Below are 19,207 nucleotides of genomic sequence, written 5' to 3'. Positions count from 1 at the left end.
AATTATAATTTGTTGTAGTATTCAACGATAAGTGATTCGTCGATATCTGCTTCAAGTTCTTCACGTTCTGGTAAACGAGTTAATGAACCCTCTAATTTATCAGCATCAAATTGTACGAATTGTGGACGGCCAACTAATGCTTCCATTGCGTCTTTAACAATTTGTAAACTCTTTGATTTTTCACGTAATGAGATTACTTGACCGATTTCAACTGCGTATGAAGGAATATCAACGCGGTTGCCATCAACAGTAATGTGACCATGGTTTACCAATTGACGAGCTTGGCGACGAGTAGAAGCCAAACCTAAACGATAAACAACGTTGTCTAAACGACCTTCAAGTAAGATCATGAAGTTAACACCATGTTTACCTTCGCGAATTGTACCAGCTTTAATAAATAAGTTAGCAAATTGACGTTCTGATAAACCGTACATCATACGAAGTTTTTGTTTTTCTCGTAATTGTAAACCATATTCTGATAATTTACGGCGATTGTTTTGACCATGATCACCGGGTGCATAAGGACGACGAGCTAATTCTTTACCAGTACCTGTTAAAGAAAGACCTAATCGACGTGAAACTTTCCAACTTGGGCCAGTATAACGTGACATATATAAATTCCTCCAATATTTGTTTTGGAGTAAAATAATCCTTTGTGAACTTAGTATTCGTGCAGTTTGTTTTGCAATGTTCACCTTTGCAGCTGAAAGGGTACTAATTGAACCAAGACAATTGGGCAACAAACTGTTGACGAGCTTACCGTCCACCGCTGCATTATTTTACACAAGACTCATCATACTGTCTTTTTAAACTAATGTCAATTTGTTTTCACGTTTGTTTACATAATAAAAAGAATGTATATAATTAATAACATTAATTTCTATAAATAATAGATAAAAGCTAGTGAACGCTTTAAAGGTCTATGATATAATGATTAGAAGCATAAAATTTGAATGTGAAAAGTAAATATAAATTTTAGTAAGCTAAAGGCGGGATTAGGATATGACACAGATTTTTGTTGGAATAATAGTAGTAGCCATTATTATCTATGCAACAGCGTTTTTTCTTCAGAAACGCAATGAAAAAAAATTCGAAACATTTCGTGATCAAGTAAAGGTTATTGCTCATTCTGAAGTTGAACAACAGCTTCAGTTAACGAAGGATTTGGGGTTAACAGGTGAAAGTCTTAAAACATTTTCAGCATTACAATCAGACTTTAAAGAAGTGCAAAATGCAAAATTGCCTAAAATTTCGACACAAATTAATGAAGCATATGAAGCAAACTCGAAATATCAATTTCTTTCTAACCGTCAATTAGCGGCAGAAATAGAAGTAAAATTAATTTCAAGTGAAAAAACACTTAAAGGGATTGAAAAAGCATTAACGTCGTTGAAAGAAAGTGATGAAAGTAATCATCAAGCTGTTGATTCACTTGAAAAAAAATATCAGGATTTACGTAAAACATTATTATCAAAGAACTTTTCGTATGGACCTAGTATCGATAAACTTGAGGATAAACTAACTGGTCTTGAAGATGATTTTGACCGTTTTTCAACATTAACGAGTGCTGGAGATCATGATACGGCTGAAAAAGTTTTAAGTAAGTTAAGAGAAGATACAACTTCGTTAGAAAAGATTCTTGATGAGATTCCACCACTATATAAAAGTTTGAAGAACGAATTTCCAGATCAACTTGCTGAATTACAATCTGGTTACATGAAATTAACGGATGAAAATTATAATTTTCCAGTGGGGGATGACATCCCTAAACAAATAGACGAAATTCAAACACGTGTTGACGAAACATTACTTAAATTAGAGAACCTAGAAGTAGCGTCAACAATTGTTGCAGTTAATGACATGGCTAATCAAATTGATTATTTATATGATGTTATGGAAAAAGAGTTGGCCGCAAAAGATAAGATAGAAAAGCAAGAAGAAAGTTATCGTAAATTCATTGATCATGCTGAAAAACAAAGTCAAATGCTTTTAGTTGAATTAGATAGATTGGGTCAAAATTATGAATTAAGTCATAATGAATTAGAAGACGCGCAAAAATTAAATCAACAAATTAGGGACATTGATGCACAACATGATACTGATAAAGCGGTTATTGATTCTGGTGAAGCAATTTATAGCGAGATGGCTGAGCGAGTTGAACAAAACTCTAAGTTGTTAGAAAAAATTGAATCTGAACAACAAAAAATTGATGCTAGTATTCAGGATTTACGTAGCAATGAAAAAAAGGCCAGCGCAACAATTCAAAGATTTGATATTGAATTACATCAAATTAAAAGACAAGTTGAACAGGTTAATCTTCCAGGACTACCTAATGATTACTTAGATTTTTTCTATGTTGTTAGTGATGAAATTGAAGAAGTTGAAGTAGCAATTGGTAAATTAAGAATTAACATTGAAAAAATTGCAAAACAAATTATCGATATTGAAGCAGATCTTGAAAGTTTAGAAGATAAGACACACGATCTTATTGATAGTGCATCGTTATCTGAGAGTTTACTACAATATGCGAATAGATTTAGAAATTCGAATGAAGAGATTGCAATTGCATTTGAAAAGGCAAAGCAATTATTTAATAATGATTTTAATTATGCAGCTAGTTTGGAAACAATTGCGACTGCATTAGATAAAGTAGAGCCTGGTTCATATAAAAAAATAGAGAAACAATATTATGATAATATGGAAGACAGCTTTGAAATTGAATAGTAACTATATTAAGTGGGGACTAGGGCATTAATTTGTTCAGTCGCCACTTTTATATTCTATAAAGAAACACCAGGGATGAATAAAAAGTGTCAATCTGGTACGAAGTATATTATAATGAGAAAAGTATTTTTCAGAAAAGAAGGTAACTAATGATTTATTTTGATAATAGCGCAACAACAAAAATAACGCCCGAAGTTTTAGATACATATAATAAAGTTAGTGACCAAGTATGGGGTAATCCATCTAGCCTAAATAACTTAGGTGAGATAGCTCATAATTTATTAGAGCAGTCACGCCAACAGATCGCAAGCTTATTAAATGTATTTGAAGATGAAATATTATTTACTGGAAGTGGAACTGAAGGTGACAATTGGGTAATTAAAGGAACGGCTATGGCAAAAATGAACCATGGTAAGCACTTAATTACGACAACCGTTGAGCATCCTGCTGTTATGAATACAATGGCTCAGCTGGAACAGCTTGGTTTTGAGGTTACCTATTTGCCAGTTGATGATGAGGGGCGAATTAGTATTGATGATTTAAAGGCTGCTTTGAGATCTGATACTATTTTAGTTTCAGTTATGGCAGTTAATAATGAAATTGGAACCATTCAGCCTTTAGTTGAAATTGGGGACGTACTAAAAGATTATCCAACAGTTCATTTTCATGTGGATGCTGTTCAAGCCATTGGTAAAGGTGTGCAAGAAGCTTTTATGAGTGACAGAGTAGATTTTGTAACGTTCTCTGGGCATAAATTTCATGCGCCACGTGGAGTAGGGTTTATTTACAGTAAAAGAGGTCGTCACATTGAACCACTTCTTACAGGTGGTGGACAAGAACATAACTTACGTAGCGGAACTGAAAATGTACCTGCAATTGCTAGCATGGCAAGAGCATTGCGATTATTATTAACAGATGAAACTAAGATGGTGATGAAACAAAAAGCTGTTAAAGAATTAGTTTTCAACCATATTAGTAAGTTTGATAAGATTACAACTTTTTCAAAATTACAATCAAATTTTGCGCCACATATATTGTGTTTTGCAATTGAGGGTGTTCGTGGCGAATCAATTGTTCATGCATTTGAAAGTGAAGGAATATATATTTCAACTACAAGTGCTTGTTCATCAAAGAAAAATCAAGCATCTGGCACATTATTAGCAATGAATGTGCCAGAACCGCTTGCTAAATCAGCCGTTCGAATCAGTTTTGATGGAAATAATACGCTAGAAGAAGCAAAAGAATTTAATCGTATTTTTGATATTTTGTATCATAAATTTGAAAAAATTAATTCTAAATAATGAGAGGATGTCGACATGCAATATACAGAGATAATGGTTCGTTATGGCGAACTATCAACAAAAGGAAAAAATAAGAGGAACTTTATTGATCGCCTAGGAACAAACGTTCGAAATAGTTTACATGGTTTTGATGATTTAGTTGTTAAAGCAAATCGTGATCGGATGCACATTAATTTAAACGGTGACGACAGCGAATTAGTTATGCAACGTTTATCACAGGTTTTTGGGATTCAAAATTTTTCACCTGCAATTCGCGTTGAACAAGATATGGATTTAGTTAAAGAAACAGCTGTAGCAATGATTAGTGAGCAATTTGTTGAAGGGACAACATTTAAAGTTAACACACGTCGTTCTGATCATGATTTTGAATTAGATACTAATGAGTTGAATGACGAACTAGGTGGCTGGATTTTAGATCACGTGCCTGGCATTACTGTTAAAATGAAACAGCCTGATATTATTTTACGTGTTGAAGTTCGTTCAAATGGGATTTTCTTATCTTCTGAAACGCGTCAGGGTGCTGGTGGTTTACCCGTTGGTACTGCTGGTAAAGGGATGTTAATGTTATCAGGTGGAATTGATTCGCCTGTTGCAGGGTACCTTGGTATGAAACGTGGTGTTTCAATGGAGATGGTTCATTTCTTCAGTCCACCATATACAAGTGAACAAGCTTTAGCTAAGGCTAAAGAACTAACAGTTAAATTGACACCTTATGTTGGAACGATTCAATTTATTGAAGTTCCTTTTACTGAGATTCAAGAGCAAATTAAACATGATGTACCAGAACCATATTTAATGACCATAACACGTCGTTTCATGTTACGTTTAACTGAAAAAATTGCCGAATTACGTGGTGGATTAGCAATCTTTAATGGAGAATCATTAGGCCAAGTTGCTTCTCAAACACTTGAAAGCATGGTTGCAATTAATGACGTTACAACAATGCCAATTATTCGACCAGTCGTTTCAATGGATAAAAATGAAATTATTGATGTTGCTAAAAAAATTGATACATTTGAACTTTCAATTAAACCATTTGAAGATTGTTGTACAATTTTTGCCCCACCAGCACCTAAAACAAAGCCTCGTTTAGACCGTTCAAGGGAATTTGAAGCTCGTTTGGATATCGATGGCTTAATGGAACGTGCATTGGCAGGTGTCAAGGTTAGCAAGATTCGTGTTGGCGAAGAATATTTAAATGAAAATAGTGAATTATTCGCAGAATTACTATAGTAGCACTTTAAAAGATTAGACAAATCGGTCTAATCTTTTTTTGTCCAATCAAATAAGTCGCTTCTTAAACAGTAATTGAGTAAGATAGAGATAAATAAAGAAAGGGTGGTCAATTATGAAAGTAACTCGTCATGGTAGTGAAATGGATACAGTTGGGGAAGCACCAAAAGTAGGGGAAGTTTTTCCTACAGTTAATGCGTACGATGAAAATGATCAAGTTGTAACATTACCTAAAAGTACAGGTAAAAAATTAGTATTAAGTGTTGTTCCAAGTATTACGACAAGTGTTTGCAGTATAGAAACAAAACGTTTTAATATGGAAGCAGATAATTTTAGAGATATCGAATTTATTACCGTATCTGATGATTCAAAAGAAGATCAAAAAAATTGGTGTGCCGCTGAGGGTGTAAACAATTTACAATTGCTTCATGCAGATAAGGGGAATTTTGCGAAAGTTACTGGATTAGATGTTCCGGAATTTGGTCATATGGCTCGAATGGTTTTCATTTTAGATGAAACTGGACATGTTATTTATGAAGAACTGGTTACGGAAATCTCAAATGAGCCAGACTACGCTAAACTACTTGAAGAATTAAAAAAATAAAATATTGACGATTTTCAGAATAAACGCTAAAATGTGACTACAGACAAAGAATGAGAACACCAGTCATTTCAGAGATAAAATGCTAGGCTGAAACATTTTAATTAGACATTATGGTGGTAGCTCAGGAGTCGTTATTCTGAAATTAAGTAGGAATAACCGGACATTATTGTTCGTTAAAAAGTAATTAAGAGGGGTTAAAACCCAATTTAGGTGGTACCACGGCACTGTCGTCCTAAAACAGAAATGTTTTTTGATGACGGTGTTTTTTTATGCCTAAAATAAAATTGATAGATGAAAAGGAGAACTCATGACAAAAGAAGTTGAATTATCAACAAAATATGATCCAAGTCAGGTTGAACCTGGCCGTTATGAAGAATGGTTGAAAAAAGATTTATTTAAACCTAATGCTAATCCAGAAGCAAAACCTTATTCAATCGTTATTCCACCGCCTAATGTTACTGGTAAATTACATTTAGGCCATGCTTGGGATACAACATTACAAGATATTTTAATTAGACAAAAAAGAATGCAAGGCTTTGATACGCTTTGGTTACCAGGAATGGACCATGCTGGAATTGCAACACAAGCAAAGGTTGAAGCTAAACTAGCTGAACAAGGTGTGACGCGTTATGATTTAGGCCGTGAGAAATTTGTACAACAAGTTTGGGATTGGAAAGATGAATACGCTGATGTTATTCATAAGCAATGGGCTAAAATGGGATTATCACTCGATTATAGTCGTGAACGTTTCACATTAGATGACGGCTTGTCAGATGCCGTAAAAAAAGTCTTTGTTAATTTATATAATAAAGGATTAATCTATCGTGGCGAATACATTATTAATTGGGATCCTAAAGCAAGAACCGCTTTATCAGATATTGAAGTCATTCATCAAGATGATGAAGGTGCTTTTTATCATGTTAAATATCCATTCGCTGATGGTTCTGGATTTATTGAAATAGCGACAACACGTCCAGAAACGATGATGGGCGATGTCGCTGTTGCTGTTCACCCTGATGATGATCGTTACAAAGATATTGTTGGTAAAAAAGTCATTCTACCACTTGTTAACAAAGAAATTCCTATTATTACAGATCATTATGTTGATATGGCATTTGGGACAGGGATGGTTAAAATAACACCTGCTCATGATCCTAATGACTTTGAAGTAGGTAATCGCCATGACTTACCTCGTATTAATACAATGAATGAAGATGCAACAATGAACGAAAATGCTGGTAAATATGTTGGCATGGACCGTTTTGAAGCACGTAAAGCAATTGTTAAAGATCTTGAAGCTGAGGACTTAATGATTAAGATTGATCCAATTACACATAGTGTTGGTCATTCTGAAAGAACTGGCGTTCAAGTTGAGGCCCGTTTATCAACACAATGGTTTGTTAAAATGAAACCACTCGCAGAAGAAGCTTTGAAATTCCAACAAGGGGATGACAAAGTTGGATTCGTCCCAGAACGATTTGAAAATACATTTACACAGTGGATGGAAAATGTTCATGATTGGGTTATTTCACGTCAATTATGGTGGGGACATCAAATCCCAGCTTGGTATCATAAAGAAACTGGCGAAATGTACGTTGGTGAGGTTGCACCAACTGATATCGAAAATTGGGAACAAGATAATGATGTCTTAGATACGTGGTTTTCAAGTGCTTTATGGCCATTTTCAACAATGGGTTGGCCAAATACTGATGCACCTGATTTTAAACGTTATTTCCCAACTAATACGCTTGTCACAGGATATGATATTATCTTCTTCTGGGTATCACGAATGATTTTCCAAAGCTTAGAATTTACAGATGAACGTCCATTTGAACACGTTTTGATTCATGGATTAATTCGTGATGAGAATGGCCGTAAAATGAGTAAATCACTTGGTAATGGGATTGATCCAATGGACGTTATTCAAAAGTATGGAGCAGATGCACTTCGTTGGTTCCTATCTAATGGATCTGCACCAGGACAAGATGTTCGTTTTAGTTACACTAAAATGGATGCTTCTTGGAACTTTATTAATAAAATTTGGAATGCTAGTCGATTTGTTATTATGAATTTAGATGGTGTGGATAAAATTGAATTACCAGCTAAATCAGAATGGCAGCTTGCTGACAAATGGATATTAAGCCGATTAAATACAACTGTTTCTGAAGTTACACGCTTATTTGATGTCTTTGAATTTGGTGAAGCTGGTCGTGCTCTATACAATTTCATCTGGAATGACTTCTGTGATTGGTATATTGAAATGAGTAAAGAAAATCTTAATGGTGAAGATCTGACAGTTAAGCAAAATACACAACAAATTTTGGCTTATGTTTTAGATCAAACATTGAAATTGCTTCATCCAATTATTCCATTTGTAACTGAAGAACTTTGGTTAACAATGCCTCATGAAGGGGAATCAATTGTTGTTGCAGATTACCCAGTGGTTCATCCAGAATTTGAAGATGAACAATCAGTTATTGATATGAACAATTTAATTGAATTAATTCGTGCTGTTAGAAATAATCGTGCAGAAGTAAATGCACCTATGTCCAGTGCAGTTGATTTATTGATTAAAACAACTGATGAAAAAACAAAGATTATTTTTGAAGACAATCAAGAATTTATTCAACGATTCTGTCATCCTAAGGAACTTCAAATCAGTTCAAATGTTGTTGCTCCTAAGCTAGCAATGACGTCTGTAATTACGGGAGCAGAGATTTATATGCCACTTGCTGAACTAATTGATTTGAATGACGAAATTGTTCGTTTGGAAAAAGAAGTTAAAAAACTTGATGTTGAAGTTGTGCGTGGAACTAAAAAATTAGGCAATGAAAAGTTTGTTGCTAGTGCACCTGAGGCAGTAGTTACAAAAGAAAAAGAAAAATTAGCAGATTACCAAATTAAATTAACAGCAACTAAGGAAAGAATTTCTGATTTAAAAGCAGAAGTTTAATCTAACAAAATAGACTTATTTCGGGTACAATATACCTGAGATAAGTCTATTTTTTTTAGAAAGCGGGACGGAAAATTGATCACAACTTACGAAGAGGCACTCAATTTTATTCATGGGCGAACAAAATTTAAAAAAAGTCCATCTTTGAATAGAATGCGAGCATTTATGGAACGCTTAGATAACCCACAAGGTAATATCGCGATGATTCATGTTGCTGGAACGAATGGAAAGGGCTCAACAGTTGCATTTTTACGTGAATTATTAATTGCACAAGGGTTGAATGTAGGAACTTATACTTCACCATTCATTGTTAAATTTAATGAACGTATTTCCTTAAATGGACAGATGATTGATGATACCGCCCTTTTACATTTAGTAAATGTCGTGAAACCAGTTGTTGATCGAATGGATATTGAACTAGCCGATTTTGAGGGGGGACCAACTGAATTCGAAATTATTACTGCAATGATGTTTGTATACTTTGGCAGCATAAATCCTGTAGATATTGTAGTTGTTGAAACGGGCTTAGGCGGGAAGTATGATTCAACTAATATTATTGATCCAATTATTTCAGTTATTACAACAATTGGTCTAGATCATATGAAAATATTAGGTAATACAATTGAAAAGATAGCGCAACAAAAAGCAGGTATCATTAAACGTAATCGGCCTATTATCGTTGGTAGAGTAACTGATGAAGTCTTTAGCGTGATTAATAATGAGGCTAAATTAAAAAATAGTCCTATTTTTCGATTAGGAGTGGATTTTAATGCTAAATCTGAGGGAACAAAATCATCATGGGAAGAAATTTTAACGTATACGTCGAATAAATTGAATATTAAACAACTTTCTGTGCCATTATTAGGTGAATTTCAAGATGAAAATGCAGCAACAGCAATTGCTACTTTTGAGAAGGTTGCTGAAATTCAGGGATGGGCCATTAGTCCTAAATCAATTAGGCAAGGTATTTCAGAGACACGATGGCCAGGACGTTTTGAAAAAGTAAATGATGAACCGTTAGTTATTTTAGACGGTGCGCACAATAGCGCAGCAGTGGATCGGATTACGCAGTTGCTTAAAACGCATTTTCAAGATAAAGAAATCACAATTATTTTTGCAGTACTAGCGGATAAGCAAGGCAAACAAATGCTGGAAAAATTAGCTGCAGTTCCTCATGTACGAGTTATACTAACTCAATTTTCAGGGCCACGTCTAGTAAGCAAAATAGATGATTTCAACGTTAATAAGTTTGATAATGTCTCCATTCAAGAAAGTTGGAAAGAGGCATTAGTTCAAAGTGTTGGCGAAATGTCTTCTGATGATTTATTACTTGTGACAGGATCGTTGTACTTTATTTCGGAGGTTCGTAGTTATTTTGTATCAGAATAATTTAAATAAGTGAATTTCTCGTATTTAATAAAAAATAGGAGGAATCACCATGTCACTTATTTCTAGTTGCTCAAATGAATATCTACTGGAACAAATCCAAAAGTATCAATGTGATAATTTATCAGATAAAGAGCTTTTGACGGTTGTTTTTAGTTTATTATTAACGAACCCTAATGATGTTGGAAAGTGTGTTAATAATTTTTCTTCACGTTACCAATCTTTAAGCCAACTAAAAAAATGTTGTTTAAAAGATTATCAGTTATTGATGGATGGGAATAATCAGTCTACAGCATTACAATTACAAGCTATTGTTACACTGGGAACACGAATCAACAGTGAACCTCATTTTATTTGTGGACAAATCTGTTCAAGTCATGATGCTGGGGTTAGAATGGTTGCTGAGTTAGGTGGATTAAACCAAGAGTTTTTAATTGGATTATTCTTGGATACAAAAAATCAAATTGTAAAACAAGAGACATTGTTCATTGGAACTTTGAATTCAGCAACGGTCCATCCAAGAGATATTTTTGCAGTTGCATTAAAATATGGTGCAGCTAAAATTATATTGGTCCATAATCATCCGAGTGGGCATGTGACACCATCTAAGAATGATATTATTTTCTCTAAAAGAGTTGAAAAATGTGGTATTCTTATGGGAATTGAGCTGTTAGATCATATTATTTCGGGTAATACTAAATATCTTAGTATGAAAGAAGAGGGCGTCCTTTGATTATCAAGGGTGCTCTCTTGTTCTATGAAATTAGATATGATAAACTTAATAAGATTATGGATTCAAAATTAATTACCTTATAATAATTTAAGATAAACTTAATAAAAATTAGTAAATATTGAATGAAATCTCACTTTTGATTATGATATAATGTAAATACTACGAATAAAAGCGCCTAGAAGGCTGACGATGAAGGGAAGAAAGACTGTGTTTGGATTTGGAACAAAGAATATAGGAATTGATTTAGGAACAGCTAATACAATCGTGTATGTTGAGGGAAAAGGTATTGTTTTACGTGAACCTTCAGTCGTCGCTAAAAATGTTAAAACTGATGAAATTGTTTCTGTTGGAGAAGATGCTCGTGCAATGATCGGTCGTACACCAAGTAGCATTGTGGCTATTCGCCCAATGAAAGACGGTGTAATTGCTGATTATGACACAACAGTTGCTATGATGAAATATTACATTCAAAAAGCTTTAGGTAAATCTGCAGGTAAACCTTATGTAATGGTATGTGTTCCTAGTGGCGTTACAGAAGTTGAAAAACGTGCCGTTATTGATGCAACTCGTGTTGCCGGTGCGCGTGACGCCTACGTTATTGAAGAACCATTTGCTGCAGCAGTCGGCGCTGGATTACCAGTGATGGATCCAACGGGTAATATGGTTGTTGATATCGGTGGTGGAACAACAGATGTTGCTACAATTTCATTAGGTGGTATTGTTTCAAGCCGTTCTATCAGAATGGCTGGCGATAAATTGGATGAATCAATTGTGTCATATATTCGTCAAAACTTTAATTTATTGATTGGTGAAAGAACAGCTGAACAATTAAAAATGGACGTTGCATCTGCATCAGTTAAAGATGCTGCATCAATTGAAGATACAACTATCAGAGGACGTGATTTGATTACGGGTCTTCCTAAAACAGTTACTGTAAAAGCAACTGATATTGCAGTTGCTATTCAAGAATCTATTGCTGAAATCATTACTGCTATTAAGGAAACATTGGAAGAAACTTCTCCAGAAATTGCTGCTGATGTGATTGACCATGGTATTGTATTAACAGGTGGTGGTGCATTATTAAAAAACCTATCAGAAGTTATTTCTGAAGTTACAAAAGTGCCTGTTTTTATTGCTAATGAACCACTCGACTGTGTTGCAATTGGTACAGGTGAATCATTAAAAAGTATCGACGTCATGAAGAAAAGATAGATTTTAAAAATCACATAAGCTAAAAATGAAGAGGTTGGTGGTTTATTTATCCAGCCTCTTAATTTTTTAGTTAATTATAAGGTAAGTGGAGGATAGCGAACATGCAGAAATTTTTTTCAAATAGAAGACTAATCATCATTTTAATAGCCATTATTGTGAGTTTTAGTTTAATTTCATTTTCAGTTTCCGTTAGAAATAAAAAATCAACACCACCGCTCATTCAAGAATTTGGTAATGATGTTGTTGGTCTATTTGATAGAGCAGTTAGTTATCCTGCAAATGGCTTAAAAAGTTCAGTTATTGGTATTTCTGATCTTTTAAATACATATCAAGAAAATCAAAAATTAAAAAAACAAGTTGATAAATTAGCACAAGTTCAAGTGGAATCAGACACTGTTAAAAATGAGAATAAACAGCTGAAAAAGGAATTAAAATTGGACAGTACATTGACTGATTATACTTCAATTAATGCATCTGTTTTAACGCGATTACCTTCTGGTTGGCTAAATCAACTTGTGATAAGTAAAGGTAGTGCGTCTGGTGTTAAAAAGAACGCACCAGTGATGGCTGGTTCTGGATTGATTGGTCGTGTTATAGAAGTTAATAAAACAAATAGTAAAGTTGAATTAATATCGACTACTAATGATTCTGCTAATAGATTTGCAGTTCAAGTAAATAATTCAAACGATGATATTATTAATGGTTTAATTACTGACTATGATAAAACAGATAATTTATTAATTATGGGTCAAATTACTTCTAAGAAAGCCTTGAAAAAAGGTGATTCTGTTGTCACATCTGGTCTTGGAGGCACAACACCAAAGGGTTTAAATGTTGGTGTTGTGTCTAAAGTTGAGCAAGGTGATTATGGACTTGCTTCTAAAATTTATATCAAACCTGCAGTTGATTTGAGTGACCTAACGGTTGTAACAGTTGCTCAGACGTTGGATTAGAAGGTGAGATTAGATGAGAAATAAAAATAGACAGTATATTTTTCCGTTAGGACTTATTATTTCCTTTTTTTTGGATGGTACAATACAATTTGTTTTTATGGAACAGTTACAATCACAAACGACTATCATGGTTAGTCACCTGTTGTTGTTATGGTTGATAATGGGTATCTTTTACTCAGATAATAAGCATCTTGAATTATGGGCGTTTGGTGTTGGTCTAGCATTTGATAGTTATTATGCCGGTATTTTGGGTATTTATATGATTTTGTTACCATTAATTGTTTATTTAACTAAAATAGCATATCAATATTTCGAACCATCTTTTATTGTGATATTACTCATTTATTTTATTGATTTGGCAGTTTTAGAAGTTTCGTATTATGCAGTCAATGAGATGATTGGATTTGCTAATGAATCTGTAACAACATTCGTTAGTACTTCGTTTGGACCAACTTTAGCTTTTAATCTGGTGGTATTTATTATTTTGTACTATCCAATATCAAAATTAATGAATTTAAGTAACCGATATAATTAAAATTCAGGGGTGAACGTAGATGCAAGGTGTTATTTTAAAAGGTTATAAAGATGGTTATGAAATTATTCTTAAACAGGATTTCGGATTTGATAAAATTTTGGTTGAACTTAGAGAATTATTTAATAATTTAAGTGCTGAAAAAAAGAATGCTGATGAAACGGTTATTTCGTTTGATATTAAAACAGAAAATCGATTGTTTTCAGCAGATGAAAAGCAAAAAATCGAAAAAATTATTTCTGAATACCGTAATTTTAAAGTACACAAAATCGAATCTGAAGTAATGACCATAGAAGATGCTAATATTTTAAAAGAAAATGACAACGTTCATTTATGCTATCTAACAATTCGAAGTGGACAAATAGTTGATTTAAAAGGTGATATTTTATTTTTAGGTAAATTACATCAGGGTGGTCAATTACGAGCTGCTGGTAATATTTTTGTTATGGGTGAAGTTCAAGGTGTCATTCATGCTGGATTTAACAATAATACAGATAGCATTATTGTGGGCGATGTTTCAGCTGCTTCACAAGTACGAATTGGTGAATTAGTTGATATTATAGATGATGAAAAAGTAACAAACAGTCAAGATACTGTAATCTATGTTAATGATTTACATATTATAGATTATGGCAATCGAGATGAATTAAAGTCACTTCGACCAAAATTATTTAATCATGCTGGAGGATATTAAAGATGGGAAAAGCAATTGTTGTAACATCTGGTAAAGGTGGTGTTGGTAAAACAACATCATCTGCAAATATTGGAACTGCATTAGCACTTCTTGAAAAAAAGGTTGTTCTAATGGATTTAGATATTGGTTTGCGTAATTTAGACGTTGTTTTAGGTCTTGATAACCGTATCTTATTTGATATTGTAGACGTAGCTGAGGGTCGTGCACGGTTACACCAAGCACTCATTAAAGATAAGAGATTTAACGAATATTTATACTTATTACCTGCTGCACAAAATACTGATAAATCAGCATTAGTTCCTGAACAAGTAAAAGCAATTGTTGATGAATTAAAAGAAGAGTTTGACTATGTTATTATTGATTGCCCAGCTGGAATTGAGCAAGGTTTTATGAATGCTATTGCTGGTGCAGATATGGCTATTATTGTAACAACGCCTGAAATTTCTGCGGTTCGTGATGCAGATCGCGTGGTAGGTTTATTAGAGCAAAATCCATTATTACAACAACCAAAATTAATTATTAATCGTATCCGTCGTCAAATGATGGAAGATGGTCAAGCAATGGATGTTGATGAGATTACACGTCATTTGTCTATTGATTTATTAGGAATTATTGTTGATGACGATGCTGTTATTAGTACATCAAATCATGGTGAACCAATTGTTTTAGATTCTAAAAATCCAGCTGGATTAGGTTATCGTAATGTAGCACGTCGACTACTAGGGGAAACAGTGCCCTTGATGACAATAAAACAGCCTCAAAAAGGTTTTTGGAAAAAAATGGGTTCATGGTTTAAGAAAGACTAATTCTTGACAATGTTAATGACAGTATGCTAAATTATTATCAATTAAGAAAAACGTTGAACAGAAGATTAAGGCTTAAACAAACTTTTAAAGAGAGTATCGATTGCTGAAAAGATACAGTTCTTAAGTCTGAAACACATCTGCGAGTTGATTTCCTAAACTAGTTAATTAGGGAAGTCCGGGATAAGCCCGTTATAGCTGTAGTTTAATAAACTCGTTAAGATTAAATTTGTGAGAATTTAATGATGTTTGAGGTGGTACCGCGATTCGTCGCCCTCTATAGTCAATAATGACTATAGAGTTTTTTTATACTCATTTTTATTAATCTACATAAGTTATTTTTCGTGAGAAAAATATGAATTTGAGGTGGCACCACGGCTATCGTCCTCTTGAGTCAATTTGATTTGGCTTGAGAGGATTTTTTTATTTAACTAAAGGGAGATAATGTAATGACTTATATATTAGAAATTTTGCCATCATTAATAGATGGTGCTAAATTAACGTTAGAAATATTTTTTTGGACGATCATTGGATCGATTCCACTTGGTTTAATTGTCGGATTAGGATTAATTTCAAAAATAAAACCAATTAAGTATTTTTTGAATTTTTATGTTTGGTTAATGCGAGGAACACCACTGCTACTACAATTAATTTTTGTGTTTTATGGACTACCAACACTACAACAGTTCCATATTCATATTGTATTCGGTCGATACGATGCGGCATTATTTGCATTTATTTTGAATTATGGTGCGTATTTTGCTGAAATATTTAGGGGTGGATTGCAATCGATTCCTAAAGGTCAATATGAAAGTGCAAAGGTATTGCGTCTATCATATTGGCAAACTATTAGGACAATTATTATTCCACAAGTGTTCAAGATCGTTTTACCTTCAATTGGAAATGAAATTATTAATTTAGTTAAAGATTCAAGTTTAGTATATGTTATTGGGTTAGGCGATTTATTAAGAGCCGGTAACGTAGCGACGAGTCGTGATGTAACACTCGTCCCACTATTGATGGTTGGGGCAATCTATCTGTTATTAACAGCTATATTTACACTTGTCTTGAAGAAAATTGAAAAACATTATAGTTATTACAAATAAGGAGTAATTCTATGCTAGAGTTAAAAAATATTAAAAAGTATTATGGAAAACGATTAATTTTAGATGATATTAATTTAACAGTTAATGATGGTGAAATTGTTAGTATTGTTGGTCCATCTGGTGGTGGAAAAACGACTTTATTGAGATGTATTAGTGGGTTAGAATCAATTGATTCTGGAGATATTCTAATTGATGCCTCACCATTTGATCCATATCGTAATAATACGAACGAAAGTGTTATTGGGGTAGTATTCCAGGAATTTCAATTATTCCCTCATCTTTCAGTGTTAGATAATATAACGTTAGCTCCAAAATTAGTTTTAAATCGTAATAAAGTCCAGGCCGAGGAAGAAGCACAAAAATTATTAGATCGCTTATCTCTCGGAAATAAAGGGCATTTATATCCTTACCAACTTTCAGGTGGGCAGAAACAACGAGTTGCAATTGCACGTGCATTAGCGATGAATCCTAAAATCTTGTGTTATGATGAACCAACTTCAGCACTTGATCCAGCACTACGCCAGGAAGTAGAGAATTTAATATTATCGTTGAAAGTAGACGGAATGACTCAAATAATAGTGACACATGATGTACCATTTGCTGAAAATATTGCGGATAAATTATTAAAAGTTAAGCCGCTAGAAGATTAGAGGATAATAAATGAATCAATTAGAAAAAAAAATTGTTTTTACAATATTATTTATGATGATGTTTATAGGATTAGCTGGCTGTAGCAATAGTAGCCAATCAATGAATTCGGTTGATAGTTGGAAATCAATTCAAAAAAAGGGTACCGTTGTTATCGGAATTGATGATAGTTTTGTGCCAATGACATTCAGACAAAAAGATGGTAGTTTAGTAGGATATGATGTTGATTTAGCAAAAAAAGTTTTTGAAAAATATGATATTCAAGTTGATTTCCAAACAATTGATTGGTCTATGAAAGAAACGGAATTAAAAAATGGGACAATTGATTTAATCTGGAATGGGTATACAAAAACAACTGCACGTGCTAAGAATGTTGCTTTCAGTCGTACATATTTAACGAACAAGCAAGTATTAGTAACAAAAAAATCAAGTGAAATTAATTCTTTTTCTGATATGAAACAAAAAATTTTAGGTGTTCAAAGTGGTTCAGCTGGATTTGATAGCTTAAATTTGCATCCAGATATTTTAAAAGATAATATTAAAGATAAAGAACCTGTTCAATATGATTCATTTGATAATGCTTTTATCGATTTAAATGCAGATAGAATTCAAGGACTTTTAATTGATGATGTCTATGCGAACTACTTTATTAAGCATCAGTCGAATTCAAATGCATATAACGTGATAAATGGTAATTTTAAAACTGAAGATTTTGCGGTAGGTATGCGAAAATCTGATACAACAATGCAATTAAAAATTAATAGGGCAATAACAGAGTTGCAAAACAAAGGTTATCTAAAAGAATTAAATCAAAAATGGTTTGGTGAAAATAATAATATTCAAAATAATTAATTTTGGAGGGACTATATGACATATGTAAATATTGGTGTGCTACTTGTTTTTTTATTGAACTTGTTAGCGGCAATTGTGACCGTCTTTAGAGAAAAACGTGATATTGCTGCAACATGGGCATGGCTTCTTGTCTTGATAGGTATACCTATTTTTGGATTTTTAATTTATCTTTTTTTTGGTAAGAAAATTTCAAAAGAAAAAATATTTGATATTAAAACACAGGGTCGTATGGGTGTTGACCAATTAGTAGATCAACAAAAAGAAGAATGGGCCAGAGGAGAATTAACAACAAGCGGTAAATATACTGATGATGTAAACGAAATCATGCATATGTTTTTAGAAATAGAGAAATCTATTTTAACTAAGAAGAATGAGGTTCAGTTATTTATTGATGGGCATGATAAGTTTAAGACGTTATTTCAAGACATTCGTAAAGCTAAACACCATATCCATGTTGAGTATTATGCATTCGAAGATGGGCATATTGGAAATGAACTATTGACGTTACTTGAAATGAAAGCAAATGAAGGTCTTGAAGTTAGAATCATCTATGATGCATTGGGATCAAAGGGAACTACTAAAAAATTCTTCAAACATCTTGAGGAATTGGGCGGTAAAGCAGAAGCCTTTCTGGGTTCACATTTTTCATTTTCAAATCTTCGTTTGAACTTTAGAGATCATAGAAAGATTGTCGTTATTGATGGTAAAATCGGTTACATCGGTGGATTCAATGTCGGTGATCAGTATCTAGGTGAAAGTGAGAAATTTGGTAACTGGCGAGATACACATATTCGCGTATTTGGAAACGCTGTCGGATCACTACAAAGTAGGTTCATTATGGATTGGAATGCAACTGCGAGAAATAATCAGATTAATTACCAGTCAAGTTATTTTCCACAAACTGTTACAAAAGGTAAAGTTAACATGCAAATTGTTTCTAGTGGACCTGATTCAGAAATTGAACAAATAAAAAAAGGTTATATTAAGTTAATTAATTCAGCTAAAAAATATATTTATATTCAAACACCTTATTTAATTCCAGATGATTCTGTTATAGAAGCGTTAGATATTGCGGTATCTTCAGGCGTTCAGGTTAGAATTATGATTCCTTGTATGCCAGATCATGCCTTTGTTTATCGTGCTACACAGTATTATGCGAAAGATCTAACGAATATTGGTGTAGAAATTTATCAATACAACAATGGATTTTTACACGCTAAAACAGTTGTAATTGATGAAATGGTTGCATCCGTTGGTTCAGCTAATTTTGATTTTAGAAGTTTTAAGTTAAACTTTGAAGCGAATGCATTTATTTATGATGTAGGTGTGGCAAGCACACTTAAAACAATTTTTGAAACTGATATGGAACAAAGTAGTCTTTTAACGAAAAGGTATTTTAATGATCAATCACATTGGTTGAAATTTAAGCAACAGTTTTCAAGACTTCTTTCACCGATATTATAGGAATGGAAA

At 33.3% G+C, this 19,207-nt stretch carries 17 protein-coding genes and 2 other annotated features; of the genes, 16 read left to right on the top strand and 1 reads right to left on the bottom strand.

What is annotated here, in order from left to right:
* Positions 1 to 2: 2 nt before the first annotated feature.
* Positions 3 to 611 (bottom strand): 30S ribosomal protein S4, encoded by a 609-nt coding sequence (gene rpsD / locus AC1RPY_RS05625; protein WP_409022342.1) that lies wholly within the window; start codon positions 609 to 611, stop codon positions 3 to 5.
* Between the two features lie 391 nt (positions 612 to 1,002).
* Here rpsD and ezrA point away from each other — a divergent pair, with 391 nt between their 5' ends.
* From ezrA to cls, 16 genes are all read left to right on the top strand, one after another.
* Complete coding sequence (gene ezrA, locus AC1RPY_RS05620) at positions 1,003 to 2,724, top strand: septation ring formation regulator EzrA (protein WP_481761665.1); 1,722 nt, start codon at positions 1,003 to 1,005, stop codon at positions 2,722 to 2,724.
* A 149-nt stretch (positions 2,725 to 2,873) separates the two neighbouring features.
* Complete coding sequence (locus AC1RPY_RS05615) at positions 2,874 to 4,025, top strand: cysteine desulfurase family protein (RefSeq protein WP_481761666.1); 1,152 nt, start codon at positions 2,874 to 2,876, stop codon at positions 4,023 to 4,025.
* A 15-nt stretch (positions 4,026 to 4,040) separates the two neighbouring features.
* Positions 4,041 to 5,258 carry a tRNA uracil 4-sulfurtransferase ThiI gene (gene thiI / locus AC1RPY_RS05610; protein WP_409022345.1) on the top strand — a complete coding sequence of 406 codons (1,218 nt, stop codon included), beginning with the start codon at positions 4,041 to 4,043 and terminating at the stop codon, positions 5,256 to 5,258.
* 115 nt (positions 5,259 to 5,373) lie between these two features.
* Positions 5,374 to 5,862, top strand: a complete 489-nt coding sequence (gene tpx, locus AC1RPY_RS05605; RefSeq protein ID WP_481761667.1) for a thiol peroxidase — start codon at positions 5,374 to 5,376, stop codon at positions 5,860 to 5,862.
* A gap of 37 nt (positions 5,863 to 5,899) precedes the next feature.
* Positions 5,900 to 6,100: a binding site (T-box leader), on the top strand.
* Between the two features lie 69 nt (positions 6,101 to 6,169).
* On the top strand, positions 6,170 to 8,815 hold the full coding sequence (locus AC1RPY_RS05600) for a valine--tRNA ligase (RefSeq protein WP_481761668.1): 2,646 nt from the start codon (positions 6,170 to 6,172) through the stop codon (positions 8,813 to 8,815).
* Between the two features lie 75 nt (positions 8,816 to 8,890).
* Positions 8,891 to 10,204, top strand: a complete 1,314-nt coding sequence (locus tag AC1RPY_RS05595) for a bifunctional folylpolyglutamate synthase/dihydrofolate synthase (RefSeq protein ID WP_481761669.1) — start codon at positions 8,891 to 8,893, stop codon at positions 10,202 to 10,204.
* Positions 10,205 to 10,253: 49 nt separating this feature from the next.
* Positions 10,254 to 10,934, top strand: a complete 681-nt coding sequence (gene radC, locus AC1RPY_RS05590) for a RadC family protein (RefSeq protein WP_481761670.1) — start codon at positions 10,254 to 10,256, stop codon at positions 10,932 to 10,934.
* 207 nt (positions 10,935 to 11,141) lie between these two features.
* Positions 11,142 to 12,146, top strand: a complete 1,005-nt coding sequence (locus tag AC1RPY_RS05585; RefSeq protein ID WP_409022785.1) for a rod shape-determining protein — start codon at positions 11,142 to 11,144, stop codon at positions 12,144 to 12,146.
* A 101-nt stretch (positions 12,147 to 12,247) separates the two neighbouring features.
* Positions 12,248 to 13,099, top strand: a complete 852-nt coding sequence (mreC, locus tag AC1RPY_RS05580) for a rod shape-determining protein MreC (protein ID WP_481761671.1) — start codon at positions 12,248 to 12,250, stop codon at positions 13,097 to 13,099.
* Positions 13,100 to 13,112: 13 nt separating this feature from the next.
* Positions 13,113 to 13,634, top strand: a complete 522-nt coding sequence (gene mreD / locus AC1RPY_RS05575; protein WP_409022351.1) for a rod shape-determining protein MreD — start codon at positions 13,113 to 13,115, stop codon at positions 13,632 to 13,634.
* A 19-nt stretch (positions 13,635 to 13,653) separates the two neighbouring features.
* Positions 13,654 to 14,325, top strand: coding sequence for a septum site-determining protein MinC (locus tag AC1RPY_RS05570; protein WP_409022352.1), 672 nt, complete (start codon positions 13,654 to 13,656; stop codon positions 14,323 to 14,325).
* A 2-nt stretch (positions 14,326 to 14,327) separates the two neighbouring features.
* Entirely contained in the window at positions 14,328 to 15,131 is an 804-nt protein-coding gene (minD, locus tag AC1RPY_RS05565; protein ID WP_409022353.1) for a septum site-determining protein MinD, read from the top strand.
* Between the two features lie 44 nt (positions 15,132 to 15,175).
* Positions 15,176 to 15,409 (top strand) — a binding site (T-box leader).
* Between the two features lie 168 nt (positions 15,410 to 15,577).
* Entirely contained in the window at positions 15,578 to 16,234 is a 657-nt protein-coding gene (locus AC1RPY_RS05560) for an amino acid ABC transporter permease (RefSeq protein ID WP_409022354.1), read from the top strand.
* Between the two features lie 11 nt (positions 16,235 to 16,245).
* Positions 16,246 to 16,884, top strand: a complete 639-nt coding sequence (locus tag AC1RPY_RS05555) for an amino acid ABC transporter ATP-binding protein (RefSeq protein ID WP_409022355.1) — start codon at positions 16,246 to 16,248, stop codon at positions 16,882 to 16,884.
* 10 nt (positions 16,885 to 16,894) lie between these two features.
* Positions 16,895 to 17,734 (top strand): amino acid ABC transporter substrate-binding protein, encoded by an 840-nt coding sequence (locus tag AC1RPY_RS05550; RefSeq protein ID WP_481761672.1) that lies wholly within the window; start codon positions 16,895 to 16,897, stop codon positions 17,732 to 17,734.
* Positions 17,735 to 17,749: 15 nt separating this feature from the next.
* Positions 17,750 to 19,198 carry a cardiolipin synthase gene (gene cls, locus AC1RPY_RS05545; RefSeq protein ID WP_481761673.1) on the top strand — a complete coding sequence of 483 codons (1,449 nt, stop codon included), beginning with the start codon at positions 17,750 to 17,752 and terminating at the stop codon, positions 19,196 to 19,198.
* Positions 19,199 to 19,207 lie beyond the last annotated feature (9 nt).

The organism is Dellaglioa sp. CoH-56-MRSF-12 (assembly GCF_056782075.1).
The sequence above is the reverse complement of the archived record's forward strand: the minus strand, read 5'-3'. Positions and strand labels throughout refer to the sequence as shown.

What these genes read in the sequence shown, in the direction of transcription:
- rpsD (WP_409022342.1), bottom strand. Translation starts at nt 611, where the DNA reads ATGTCACGTTATACTGGCCCAAGTTGGAAAGTTTCACGTCGATTAGGT.
- ezrA (WP_481761665.1), top strand. Translation starts at nt 1,003, where the DNA reads ATGACACAGATTTTTGTTGGAATAATAGTAGTAGCCATTATTATCTAT.
- AC1RPY_RS05615 (WP_481761666.1), top strand. Translation starts at nt 2,874, where the DNA reads ATGATTTATTTTGATAATAGCGCAACAACAAAAATAACGCCCGAAGTT.
- thiI (WP_409022345.1), top strand. Translation starts at nt 4,041, where the DNA reads ATGCAATATACAGAGATAATGGTTCGTTATGGCGAACTATCAACAAAA.
- tpx (WP_481761667.1), top strand. Translation starts at nt 5,374, where the DNA reads ATGAAAGTAACTCGTCATGGTAGTGAAATGGATACAGTTGGGGAAGCA.
- AC1RPY_RS05600 (WP_481761668.1), top strand. Translation starts at nt 6,170, where the DNA reads ATGACAAAAGAAGTTGAATTATCAACAAAATATGATCCAAGTCAGGTT.
- radC (WP_481761670.1), top strand. Translation starts at nt 10,254, where the DNA reads ATGTCACTTATTTCTAGTTGCTCAAATGAATATCTACTGGAACAAATC.
- mreC (WP_481761671.1), top strand. Translation starts at nt 12,248, where the DNA reads ATGCAGAAATTTTTTTCAAATAGAAGACTAATCATCATTTTAATAGCC.
- mreD (WP_409022351.1), top strand. Translation starts at nt 13,113, where the DNA reads ATGAGAAATAAAAATAGACAGTATATTTTTCCGTTAGGACTTATTATT.
- AC1RPY_RS05570 (WP_409022352.1), top strand. Translation starts at nt 13,654, where the DNA reads ATGCAAGGTGTTATTTTAAAAGGTTATAAAGATGGTTATGAAATTATT.
- minD (WP_409022353.1), top strand. Translation starts at nt 14,328, where the DNA reads ATGGGAAAAGCAATTGTTGTAACATCTGGTAAAGGTGGTGTTGGTAAA.
- AC1RPY_RS05560 (WP_409022354.1), top strand. Translation starts at nt 15,578, where the DNA reads ATGACTTATATATTAGAAATTTTGCCATCATTAATAGATGGTGCTAAA.
- AC1RPY_RS05555 (WP_409022355.1), top strand. Translation starts at nt 16,246, where the DNA reads ATGCTAGAGTTAAAAAATATTAAAAAGTATTATGGAAAACGATTAATT.
- AC1RPY_RS05550 (WP_481761672.1), top strand. Translation starts at nt 16,895, where the DNA reads ATGAATCAATTAGAAAAAAAAATTGTTTTTACAATATTATTTATGATG.
- cls (WP_481761673.1), top strand. Translation starts at nt 17,750, where the DNA reads ATGACATATGTAAATATTGGTGTGCTACTTGTTTTTTTATTGAACTTG.